The organism is Bacteroides salyersiae (assembly GCF_031172035.1).
GTDB classification, from domain to species: domain Bacteria; phylum Bacteroidota; class Bacteroidia; order Bacteroidales; family Bacteroidaceae; genus Bacteroides; species Bacteroides salyersiae.
Window position 1 is genome coordinate 2,653,783 of the sequence record NZ_CP133452.1, and the last position, 12,955, is coordinate 2,666,737.

5 protein-coding genes are annotated in these 12,955 nt (G+C 36.8%); 4 read left to right on the top strand and 1 reads right to left on the bottom strand.

The window, feature by feature from the left end; genetic code table 11:
* The first annotated feature begins 340 nt into the window (after window positions 1–340).
* Window positions 341–2,527, top strand: coding sequence for a DUF5686 family protein (locus tag RB604_RS09520; protein WP_005925045.1), 2,187 nt, complete (start codon window positions 341–343; stop codon window positions 2,525–2,527).
* Window positions 2,528–2,857: 330 nt separating this feature from the next.
* Here RB604_RS09520 and RB604_RS09525 read toward each other — a convergent pair whose 3' ends face one another.
* Window positions 2,858–5,356: a leucine-rich repeat domain-containing protein gene (locus RB604_RS09525; protein WP_005925041.1), complete on the bottom strand. Its 2,499-nt coding sequence runs from the start codon at window positions 5,354–5,356 to the stop codon at window positions 2,858–2,860.
* 136 nt (window positions 5,357–5,492) lie between these two features.
* Between RB604_RS09525 and RB604_RS09530 the strand changes: the two genes are divergently transcribed.
* Genes RB604_RS09530 through RB604_RS09540 form a run of 3 tightly spaced genes read left to right on the top strand, consistent with a single transcriptional unit; the run spans window position 5,493 to window position 12,952 of the window.
* Entirely contained in the window at window positions 5,493–8,063 is a 2,571-nt protein-coding gene (locus RB604_RS09530; protein WP_055295225.1) for a zinc-dependent metalloprotease, read from the top strand.
* Window positions 8,064–8,075: 12 nt separating this feature from the next.
* On the top strand, window positions 8,076–11,162 hold the full coding sequence (locus RB604_RS09535; RefSeq protein ID WP_007478511.1) for a SusC/RagA family TonB-linked outer membrane protein: 3,087 nt from the start codon (window positions 8,076–8,078) through the stop codon (window positions 11,160–11,162).
* 29 nt (window positions 11,163–11,191) lie between these two features.
* Window positions 11,192–12,952, top strand: coding sequence for a RagB/SusD family nutrient uptake outer membrane protein (locus tag RB604_RS09540; RefSeq protein WP_005925032.1), 1,761 nt, complete (start codon window positions 11,192–11,194; stop codon window positions 12,950–12,952).
* Window positions 12,953–12,955 lie beyond the last annotated feature (3 nt).

A 12,955-nucleotide genomic window follows, 5' to 3' on the forward strand; every position in this document is an offset into this window, starting at 1 on the left:
TTATATGTTTTTTCTGATAGTACCCCTATATTTTAGGGGGTAATTTTGAAAAATATCTTTTTTTCTTAGATAATCCCCCTTGATGAATGGCACAAACCCGATAAGTGTTTCGTCATGTCTTTCTTTGGGGAATTTTTCTTTGCTGTTTTTTTTGTCGCGTTGCCTGATATCTGTTCCATTACATGATAAAAGGGATACATTGTCGTGTATCGTTCGGAGCTCATCAAAGCCAAAGGTTGACTATAACTCTTTTTTATAAATCAGTGTTAATCTCCGGATAGATCTTTTCTTTTCATTGTTTTTAAGTATATTTGTTCCATAGTAATGGAAAGGATTTTTTTTGAAACACTATAAGTTGATATGGATTTTGGTTCTGGTTTTATTCCTTTTAGTACCGAAAGGAAGAGCCAATTCTGTTTTGAACCTGTATACGAGTGAACCCATCACTGTGGATTCTATCTTGCATAATGTGATGACCTTTACCCCTTTCTATGAAAAAATAGTGAATGACTACCGGGCAGACCTTTATATAAAAGGTAAACTGAATATCCGAAAAAAGAATTTCATGTTCCGCTACCTTCCGAAAATGTTTCGCATGCAGAAAGGGGTGCGTGAGTATTTGATGGAATCGTATAGTGAATTGCATTTCACAGCTCCCAATATTTACGATCAAAAGGTAAAAGCCGGTTACGGTACTGTTTTCAGTGGCGGCTTCCAGGCAACGATGCTTGAATATTTTCATGTTAATGCCTATTCTCCTACATTGCTTTACGACCGCCTGCTCTCGCCACTTGCCAAAAATGCGAAAAAATATTATCGTTACCAGATAGATACTATCATGGGGACACAGGATAATATGCACTATAAAATACGTTTTATTCCTAAGTCGAAAAGTGACCAGTTGGTGGGAGGATATATGATTGTCAGTTCTGATGTGTGGAGTCTGCGTGAAATACGTTTTTCCGGACGTTCTGAACTTCTGACTTTTGAAAATCTCATTAAAATGGGAGAGGTGGGGGATGACAATGAATTTCTGCCTGTGTGTTATGAATTTAAGGTCCGTTTCAATTTTGTGGGTAATGTGGTAGATGGCAGTTATCTGGCTTCATTGAATTATAATTCCATCGAGTTGAATGACCGGGGTAAGTATCGTAAAGAAAAAAAGAAGTTTGACCTTACGGAATCTTATACATTGAGATCGGATACGAACTCTCTGCTGGTGGATAGTGCCCATTTTGCTTCTTTACGTCCTGTCGAGTTGAGCAGCGATGAAAAAAAACTGTATGAGGATTATGCTTTAAGGAAAGATACTTCCGTTTCGAAACCTCCTTCACGGCGTCGTGTGTTTTGGGGGGAGGTTGGTGATTTTTTGTTATCTGATATTAACATGGATCTGTCCCATGTCGGTAGTGTCAAATGTTCTCCTATTATAAATCCGCTACTGCTGAGTTATAGTGGTAGTAACGGCTTCTCCTGGCGGCAGGATTTTAAGTACAACCGGTTGTTTTCCGGAGATAAAGTATTGCGGATTGTACCCCGGATTGGTTATAATTTTACCCGTAAGGAATTTTATTGGTCGGCAAATGCCGATTTTGATTATTGGCCGCAGAAGAGGGGGGCTATTCATGTTAATTTTGGTAATGGTAACCGTATTTATAGCAGTGACGTATTGGATGAGTTGAAAGCCATTCCAGATAGTATTTTTGATTTTGACCAGATACATTTGGATTATTTTAAGGACTTGTTTTTTAATTTCCGTCATAGTATCGAGATTGTCAACGGGTTGGAGTTAAGTGTCGGCTTTTCTGCTCACAGGAGGACGGCTATTGAGAAATCGAAGTTTGTGATTGTAAATCCCATAGTTCCTCCTACCCCCGATTTTATGAATAAATTTAAGGATACATATATAAGCTTTGCTCCTCGTATCCGTGTCGAGTGGACTCCTTGCCTGTATTATTATATGAATGGGAAAAGAAAGCTGAACCTTCACTCGTCTTTTCCTACTTTCTCTTTTGACTACGAACGTGGTATCAAAGGTGTATTTAAAAGTACGGGAGAATATGAGAGAATTGAATTTGATCTTCAACACCATGTCCCATTGGGGCCTATGCGTAATATCTATTATCGTTTCGGGCTTGGTGCATTTACGAATCAGGAACAGCTTTATTTTGTCGATTTTGCTAATTTGGCAAGGAGTAACCTGCCCGTAGGGTGGAATGATGATATTGGCGGCGTTTTTCAATTATTGGATGGACGCTGGTATAACTCTTCCCGTAAATATGTTCGTGCGCATTTCACTTATGAAGCTCCTTTCCTGCTTTTGCGGCACTTGATAAAATATACCCGCTATGTTCAAAACGAACGTCTGTATGTTAATACATTGTTTGTTCCGCACCTTAATCCGTATATGGAAATAGGATATGGTATAGGTACGCATATTTTTGATGTGGGTGTTTTTGTAAGCAGCGAGAATTTTAAATATAAACAGGTTGGGTGTAAATTTACATTCGAGCTGTTCAATAGATAAATAAGAGTGATTCGGATCTAAATGAAAGACTTGGATGAATATTGTAAGAAATATTAACGATATTTTTCCAATAGATTTTGTATAAAAAATGGAGGGTGTGTCGAAATTCTCATAAACTAAAAATCACCCTCGCCACAGGATTAAACTGCACCCCAAAAGTTGGACACAAAACTTTAGGAGTGCAGTTCACAGTTGTAGCGAGGGTGATTTTGATAAAAGGGGAGTTTTGACATCCCCTTTTTTTCAGAGAGGTTTTCGACGTTTCCTCATCCTTTTATTAAGAGAGAGATTTTGATATACTTTTTGATTATTTTGTAATATAGGTACGTTTTATAAAACGACTACTTTATGAGCTTTACCATTAATGAGTATAATATAATTATTACCAGCAAGTTCGAATGTCATAGCATCGTTGTTTGCTTTTGTTTCTATAACTTTTTCTCCGATGATGGTATAAATTTGAATATTATCTGCTATTTGTAAACCTCCTATATATACTTTACCCATTTGAGCTGTTACAATAATGTCGTCTTGTGAGTTGTTTTGAACTCCCGTTCCTTTTTGGATCGTTATGGGAGTAGTTTTGAATACATTGACTCCAGAGAATTTCGGGAAAGCATCACTTGTCATTTCACAGTAAACCGGTTGGATTTGTGGGGTAAGGAAAGTGAACTTACCATCATTTTCTGTATAATCCTTACCAACTTCTAAGATTTTTTCATTATCGGTAGTTTTCCAAGTATATACAGTGTTTTGTTCTTTATCAGTAATACCTTTAATATTATTCTGTGCAGATAAATCTAACTCTTTATTTGTGGTAATTTCTTCTGCAATGATTAGTGCTTCTTGTGGAGCATATGTATAACCACTTATTGCAGTTGCTGGCAATGTTTCAAAAGTTAGTTTGTTTTTACTACAATTTAATGTTTTTCCGATAATTCCAGCTTTTATCTCAGCGATTTGATTCCCCATACAAAGTAAATATCTCAATGCTGTACATGGAGTGACATCAATGCTCGTTAATAGATTGTTATTGACTGATATGTAATCTAAATTGATGTTATTAGAGAAATCTATACTCTCTAATTGGTTGTTTACACAGTATAAGTTTTTGAGTTTAATATTTTGGGAAATGTTCAGCGCTTTTAGTTGGTTGTTATTACAATAAAGTGTTTCTAATGCTGTACATTTTGATATGTCAAGGTTTTCTGCTTCAATTTCATTACAGTTCAGATATGTTAATGTGACGTTCTGAGATAGATCGATGAATTTAAGCGGATTTGTGTGACAATAGAGCTTTTGTAACTTTGTATTTTTACTAATGTCGAGTATTGACAACTTATTGGTATTTACGTACAATTCTGTCAGGTCGGTTGCTTTGGTTAGATCAATGGCAGTAACTTGTGCTTCGTCTACTTTAGATACACATCCGAAATATACAATATTTTCGCCATAAATTTTAATTAGTCCTTCTCCTTTCGGAATTCCTATGACCCCTGTGGCGTTCGCATAAGGATCTGGCATTTGTATTACATCGGTTTCTACCAATACTCCATCTCCCCAGTCGATAGACAATTTGGTATCTGGTGTACTAACTTCAAAATCCAATGTACGTTCCATTCCGTTTACTTCAACGTTGAGAGTTATTATTGGTTCTTTTACTATAGCGTTTGAGATTGTTATAGGGGTAGTCTTGAATACATTAACGCTTGAAAATTTTGGGAAAGCATCACTTGTCATTTCGCAGTAGACTGGTTGCGGTTGCAGAGTAAGGAAAGTAAACTTGCCATTATTTTCTGTATAATCTTTACCAGCTTCTAAGATTTTTTCATTATCAGCAGTTTTCCAGGTATATGCAGTTTTTTGTTCTTTATCTGTAATGCCTTTAATATTGTTTTGTGCAGATAAATCCAATTCTTTGTTTATAGCGATTTCTTCTGCAATAGACAGTACTTCTTGTGGTGCATATGTGTAACTACCCATTGCTGTTGCTGGCAATGTTGCAAAAGTCAGCTTGTTTTTACTGCAATTTAATGTTTTTCCAATATTCCCGACTTTAATTTCCGAGATTTGATTTCCCATACAATATAAATATCTTAATGCTGTACATGGAGTGACATCTATACTCGTTAACAGGTTGTTGTTAACCGATATGTAATCTAAATTGGCGTTATTGGAAAAGTTTATACTTTTCAGTTGATTGTTTAGGCAGTATAAACTTTTGAGTTTCGTGTTTTTGGAAATATCTAATGCTTTTAGCTTATTGTTGTTACAATAAATAGTTTCTAAGTCGATACATTTTGATATATCAAGGCTTTCTGTTTCAATATCATTGCAATTTATGTAGGTTAAGGCAATGTTTTCAGATAAATTAATCGATTTGAGTGGATTAGAGTAACAATAAAGTTTTTGCAATTTTCTGTTTTTGCTAATGTCAAGTGTTGACAGTTTATTGGTATTTACGTATAATTCAGTCAATTCGGTTGCTTTTGTCAGGTCGACAGCTGTGACTTGGGCTTCACCTACTTTGGATGTACATCCGAAATATACAATGTTTTCGCCATAAATTTTAATCAACCCTTCTCCTTTAGGAATTCCTACTACTACTGTGGCATTCGCATAAGGATCTGGCATTTGTATCACATCGGTTTCTATTAATGTTCCATCTCCCCAATCAATGAATAGTTTGGTATTTGGGGTACTGACTTCAAATTCAAGTGTACGTTCAGATCCGTCTGGCTCGACGTTTAATGTAATTATAGGTTCGCTTTTTGCATTCACGATTGTTGCGATGCAAAATAATAATAAAAATAGTAATTTTCTTTCCATAATAATTATAAATTAATTAGTTTTGCAAAACTATGAAAAAAAAATAAAATAGCGGAATTATCATTGCTTTTTATTGGAAAAAGGATATAGGAGTGTGAATTAACTATTAGGAAAAGATAAAAAATATATGTATTGTATGAAAAAGATAATACTACTGTCTTTCTTGTTTCTTTTTGTTAGCGAGGGTATCTATGCGGCAATCGGAAAAAAGAATAAAAAAAAGGTGACTAATCCTATTGAAGTGAAAAAAGATTCGGTGAATGCTGACTATAAAAAAGTCACTAAAGATGCCGTTATTAAGCAAGGGCTTTTTACTACTTTTTTGAGTAAAAAAGAAAATAATTTGTATTTTGAGATTCCAGATTCAGCTTTTTCGCATACTTATCTATTGACGAACCGTATTGCAGAAACAAGTAATACACATGATTATGTGGCAGGGCAAATGGCAACTAATCCATTGATGATTCGTTTCAGCAAAGATGGGCAGAAAGTATATATGCATTTGGTGCAAAGTAGTAATATGGTAGACCAGAATGATCCTATCGCATCTGCTTTTAATAAGAATTTTGCAGATCCAGTATTGAAAGGCTTTAAGATTGTAGCTCGTAATCAAGGTAATGTTGTTATAGATGTTACTTCCTTTTTTGGTGGAAATGAAAAATGTATTAGCCCTATTAAGCAAGAGAGTCCTTTAGCTAAATTATTTGGTGGAGGAAATTCATTAAAAGGAACTTTTGCGGCAGATGCATCTAATATTCTGAGTGTGAAAACATTTCCTAATAACATAGAGATAAAAAGTTTGTTGTCATTTACTACCACTCCGTTGAATCAGCCTTATTCAGTTACGGTACATCGTTCGTTGTTCGTTTTGCCTGATACATTGATGGCTATGCGATTACAGGATAATCGAGTGGGATATTTTAGTTCAGATAAAAGTTTATACACATCCTCTAAAGATAAGATTATTCCTCAAACTTTTATTCATCGTTGGAGGATAGAGCCCAAGAAACAAGACTTAGAACGCTACTTTAAAGGGGAGCTGGTGGAACCGATGAAACCGATTGTATTTTATGTAGATACTGCTTTCCCAGAGAAATGGCGTACTGTCGTAAAACAGGGAATTGAAGACTGGAATATGGCTTTTGAAGCTGCTGGGTTTAAAAATGTAGTGAAAGCACTGGATTATCCGAGTAATAATCCCGATTTTGATCCGGATGACATGCGTTATAGTTGTGTGAAATATGCTGCTACTTCTATTGCTAATGCAATGGGACCGAGTCATATTGATCCGCGTACAGGGGAGATTCTGACTGCAGACGTAATATGGTATCATAATGTTATTTCTTTATTGCATAATTGGCGTTTTGTGCAAACTGCTGCTGTTGATGATCGTGTACGTAAAGCGGTATTTGATGATGATGTGATGCAAGAGGCTATTCGTTATGCTGCGGCTCATGAAATAGGACATACATTAGGGTTGATGCATAATATGGGAGCTAGTTATTCTTTTCCGGTAGATTCTTTACGCAGTCCGAAGTTTACACAAAAGTATGGAACCACTCCCAGTATTATGGATTATGCAAGAAATAATTATATTGCTCAACCGGGAGATTTGGAGAAAGGGGTAAAATTAACACCGCCGAATTTAGGTGTATACGATATATATGCTATTGATTGGGGATATCGCCTTATTCCAGGAGCGGATACTCCCGAGAAAGAAAAAACGGTACTTGATGCTTGGATTGAGAAAAAGAAATCTGATCCGATGTATGAATTCGGGGCGCAACAAGTTTTTGGTACGGTTGATCCGACAGACCAGTCTGAGGATTTAGGAGATGATCATTTGAAAGCTGGGGATTTGGCTATTCGGAATTTGAAAGTCATAATGAAGAATTTAGAGACGTGGACTTTTGATAAGGGAGCACGCTATGATGAAGTAGAAAATATGTATATTGAAGTTGTAAGGCAATATACACGGCATTTGCGTCATGTAATGCCTTATGTCGGTGGTATTCGTTTCCAAGAAGTTCGTCAGGGTGAGGATTCATCAGCAAAAAATTATATAGATAAGGCTACACAGAAAAAAGCGGTGTTATGGTTGCTGAATCAGGCTCGCACTTATAACGAATGGCTTACTCCGAAAGACTTGATTGCTAAGTTGGATGTAAATATGAATGTGAATGATAAGTTGCAGTCATCAGTAGTCGGGGCTTTATTGAATTCATCTGCATTATATCGTATAAGTGAGGGAGGACAAATAGATTCAAAAGCGAATTATACATTAAATTCCTATTTGGATGATGTTTTCTCTGAAATGTTTAAACCTACTTATCAAGGAATTAAATTGTCTGCTGCAGATATGAATATTCAATCGGCGGCAGTCGGATTGATGATCAATTATACTGGTTTGAACAAAACTGCTGAGAAGAAGACTGCTACTGCTCTCGCTGATTATGAAGACGTTTTGCGTCAAACATGTGAACCGTCTCTTCCTTGTAGTCATAGTTATATGAATGGGGATTCATTTACCCGAATCAATTTTGGCTTGCCGACACTTTCTAAAGAACAACTGGCAGCGGTTATGGTAGGACGTTTAAATAAAATAGCTCAGTTGTATAAGAGTCGTCGAGCTGCCTCTGTTGGCGATACTCGGGATTTTTATGATTATCAGTTATTACTGATAGAACGTACACTGAAAAATAATTAATGAATAAATTATATGAATAGAATCTTTTACTTATTTGTTTGTTTGTGTTTTCTTTCTTATAATGTGTGGGGACAGAATACACAGAACTATTCATTGAAAGGGCAAGTACAGGACACATCGGGTGAAACCGTCGTTGGGGCCAATATTAAAATAAAGGGGGCCGATATCGGAACAATAACTGATCTGGATGGAAATTTTTCTTTATTGGTTCCGGCTAAAGGGGCAATATTGATCATTTCCTTTATAGGCTATCAATCTCAGGAAATCCGGTTGAAACCAGGAGAAAATAACCTGAAAGTTGTACTTAAAGATGATGCTCAACAATTGGATGAGATTGTAGTAGTAGGATATGGAACACAGAAAAAATCATCTTTGACAAGTTCGGTAGAAGTGGTCCGGAGTGAAGAACTTCTACAAATGCCTACAATAAATTTGGATGAGGCATTGAACGGACAGGTTGCAGGTTTGCAAGTGATGTCTACAACAGGTGATCCGAGTTCATCTAAAGAATCGAATATACATATTAGAGGCATTAATGGTGCTCCTTTACTCGTTATTGATGGTGTACCTCGTTTCGGTACAAATACGACTGAAGGAGAAATGCGTCTCTCGGATTTGAATCCGGATGATATTGAGAGTATTTCCGTATTGAAAGATGCGGCTGCAGCTGCTGTTTATGGTGCACGGGCGGCTAATGGTGTCATTCTGGTCCAGACAAAGCGTGCTACCGGTAATCAGAAAGTATCGGTAAACTACAGAGGACAGTTTAATTTGCAACAGGCTACCAATCTACCTGAGTTTCTTAATGCATATGAGTTTGCTAAATTGTATAACCGGGCATTGGAAAACTCACCATCGGCTGTTGGTATTAATCCTTATACCGATGAACAGCTTGAAATGATTCGTACCCATTCTAATCCTAATGTATATGGTGACGAAAATTTGATTGACTATCTGGATAAGTTTGGGTATTCCATGATTCATAGTCTTTCTGTTAGTGGTGGCAATAATTTCGTGAAGTATTATATGTCTGGTGGGTATACCAATACGAAGGGATTGTATAGCGGTGTGGGACGAGATCGCTATAATTATTCAATGAAACTGGATGCAACATTATTAAAAGGGCTTGTATTGTCATTGGATGTAAACGGAACTCGTTCGGAAAATAAGAATACCAGTTATTTTACGATTGATGCTGCCTATAATTTTTCTCCAGTAGAGGTACTTAGGTTTACAGATGGTAGGTTGGCCAGTGTAAATAGTAGCAACCCTTTGATAGCTGTAGACGGTTCGGGGGGATATGTTCGTAATAAAATGAACATGAATACTATTACTGCTACTTTGAAATACGATGTTCCTTGGGTAAAGGGGCTTTCCGCCTATTTACGTGCTACTTTTGATAATAATAATTCTGTTCAAAAAACATTTAGTAGTCCTGTAACTCTTTACACTTATGACAAGCAGACCGGAGAGATAAAAGAAGATGATAAAACTACCTATCCGAAAGCAAAGATTACTTTGAAAGAAACCGATCGTTTTGTGGATAATAAATTAGTGGAGCTTGGGGTGAATTATAATCGCACTTTTGCTGCAAAACATGATGTTTCCGGGTTGTTGGTTATCAATTATCAAGATTATCACAATCGTTATTTGACTGGAGAAAATTTGGATATGGCGGGTATTTATCCGGAGATAATGGGAAGTGCTACTACTCCCAAAGTGAATGGGGAAGAGTCGTATAGCGAACGTGCTTCAATGATTGGGCGTGCCACTTATGGTTATGATAACCGCTATTTTATTGAAGGTAGTTTTCGGGTGGATGGTTCTACAAAATTTCACCCTGACAATCGATGGGGATTTTTCCCTACAGCTTCTGCTTCTTGGGTACTTTCGAATGAACAATTTTTTAAGAATTGGGATCAACCAGTGCTTTCTAATGTGAAGTTTCGAGGCTCTATGGGTATATTGGGGGATGACGGAGCGATAGACGACTATTCGTATTTGCGGAAATATATGTATGTTGTACGTCAAGGATATAATATTGGAGGGAATCTGAAGCCAGGTATTGTTATGGACACAAGTGCTTATCCTAATCCGGATTTAAAGTGGGGACAATCAAGGGATTACAATGTGGCTACCGACTTAGGCTTTTGGGGAAATCGGTTTGGATTGTCATTTGAATATTATTGGCGTTACCGTACCAATATGATTATGGTAGCTCCTTCTTATTTGTATCCGCCTTCGACAGGAGTAGATGGTAATCCACCCAACATGAATTTTGCAAAGATAAAAGCATGGGGATGGGATTTGACTTTGACACATCGTAATTCCATTCAAAAAGTGAAATATGATTTAACTCTTACATTGGCACAAACCAGAGACCGGGTTTTAGATTATGGAGATGAGTCTTCTCTTGAACCGACTCGGCGTCGTGTAGGTAAGAGTTATATGGTATGGTGGTTATATGAAGCCGATGGACTCTTCCAGTCACAGGAAGAAATTGATAATCATCTGGTAGATCAAGATGAACAAGGTAATATTACTCTTGCACCCGGTGATATTAAATATAAAGATCAGAATGGCGATGGTAAACTTACAGATATTGATAAAATAGCTGTGAAGAATTCTTCAAATCCGGAGATGACAATGAGTTTACGTTTGGGAGTAAAGTATAAAGGCTTTTTTGTGAATGCGATGTTTCAAGGAGTTAGTGGGTATCAGCAACAGTTGACTGAATTGTATACATTAGAATCCGGAAGTTTGCAACGTTTTCAGAAATATCATCTTACAGATACGTGGTCTGAAAGTAATATGAATGCAACCTATCCTCGTGTCAAGATTGCTAATACGAATGACAATAACCGGAAAGCATCCACTTTTTGGGTGAAAGACTGTGATTTTATTCGTTTGAAATCTTTATCGGTGGGATATGCTTTACCGGTATCTGTATTGAAAAAAATCAAATTGTCATCAGCCAGTATCTCTCTACAAGGAAGTAATTTATGCACATGGTCTACTTTAAAAGATATGGATCCCGAGTCACTTCGCGGATATCCGATCCAACGCTCATATGGTATGACATTGAATTTAGGCTTTTAATATAATGTGGCATTAAAAACAGAAATAGTATGCAGTTGAGAAAATATATAGTATCTTTTTTGATTTGTGGAGGAATATTCGGACTTTCCGGATGTGATGGTTTATTCCGTGACGCTCCTTATAATAAATTGTCCCAAGAAACGATTTGGGGAAGCCAATTATTGCTTGATGAATATGTATTGCCTTGGTATCGTAATATGAGTAATGGCTTTTCAATTTATATGCCTACTTCTTCATCATTATTAAAAGGGGCATGCCGTGATTATTTACCTTGGTATGGTGATCAAATAACTATAAGTAGAGCGGATTGGTATAATACAGCCTATGGTGATATTTTGAAGAGTATTTCCAGTGAAATTACTCGTAGAGGACTTGTAAATTGGAATAATTATTACGCTCGTATTCAGTCTGTGAATCTTTTATTAGAGAATGAAGGAAAAATACAGGAGGGCGCTCATAAACAACGCATATTGGGCGAAGCACATTTTTTTCGTGCTTATTATTATTACTTATTGTTGCGACAGTTTGGAGGTCCTTTACTGATAAAGAACAATTATGATCCGTTGATTGATGATAAAAAATTTCCTCGCGCCTCTTATGAAGAAATGGTGGAATTTATTGTGGAAGAGGCGGATTTAGCGGCTTCTTTATTGTCTGATAAGTTAGAAGCCAGCGATATAGGGCGTGCTACTAAAGGAGCTGCTCTGATGCTGAAAGCTAAAACCTACTTTTGGGTAGCCAGTAAGGTATTTCAGAATAAGGAGAAATCGTATTTAGGTTTTCCGGATGATCGATCGGATGCCATGTTGACAGAGGCTGCTAAGGCATATGATGAATTGATGAAGTTGCCTTATTCGTTGATACAGATAACCGGAACAACACAAGATCAAATAAAAGAACAGTATCGTCAGATTTTTCTAACGAAAAATAGTCAGGAATCAATTTGGGAAGTACAACATTCGAATGATGGTGATTTCGCAGATGGGTTCGGGCATAAGCTTGATCGTGAATCTGTTTCTCCTTTCTTTGGCGGAACAATAGCAGCCTATTCACCTACTCAAAATCATGTGGATGAATATAATATGCGTGATGGTAAACCTTACGATCCGACACACCCGTATGATAACAGGGATTATCGTTTTTATGCGAATATCTTATATGACGGTTGTATTTTTCGCGATCATGAAATGGAAATTCACTATAATAAAGAAGGTAAAGAAGAGATTGCTGGAGCAGATCTGACGCCATACGGAACATCTGCTAATGCTGCTGTTTCAAAAACAGGATATTATTTAGGAAAATTCGTAAATGAACAGCAGAAAATTGATAGTGATGAGACTTATGCGAGTAAACAGAATTATATTATTTGGCGGTTTGCAGAGGTTTTGTTGGATTATGCAGAAATTGATTTTTTGCAGAATCGTGTTGATGATGCGTTGGATAAAGTAAATCAAATTCGCCGTCGTGTACATATGGATGAGTTACCGAGTCTGACTTGGGAACAACTGGTGAATGAACGTCGTGTAGAGATGGCTTTCGAAGAGACTACTTATTGGGATTTGCTTCGTTGGGGAGTTGCCGTAGAAAAAATGAGTGGAGCTACTAATCCTTTGAAAGCGATGAAAATAGTAAAAGAAGAGGGTAAAGATCCGATATATACGATTTCAAATATGAACAAGTATCCTAAACGTGTACGTGAGTTTCGTCAGATGCAATATTATTATCCCATACCTTGGGATGAAATACGTTATCATGGCGTTGAACAAAATCCAGAATGGGAGGAAGTTTAACCT

Bases quoted from the DNA above. Each gene is read 5' to 3' on its own strand.
- RB604_RS09540 (WP_005925032.1), top strand. From the start codon at position 11,192: ATGCAGTTGAGAAAATATATAGTATCTTTTTTGATTTGTGGAGGAATA.
- RB604_RS09535 (WP_007478511.1), top strand. From the start codon at position 8,076: ATGAATAGAATCTTTTACTTATTTGTTTGTTTGTGTTTTCTTTCTTAT.
- RB604_RS09530 (WP_055295225.1), top strand. From the start codon at position 5,493: ATGAAAAAGATAATACTACTGTCTTTCTTGTTTCTTTTTGTTAGCGAG.
- RB604_RS09525 (WP_005925041.1), bottom strand. From the start codon at position 5,356: ATGGAAAGAAAATTACTATTTTTATTATTATTTTGCATCGCAACAATC.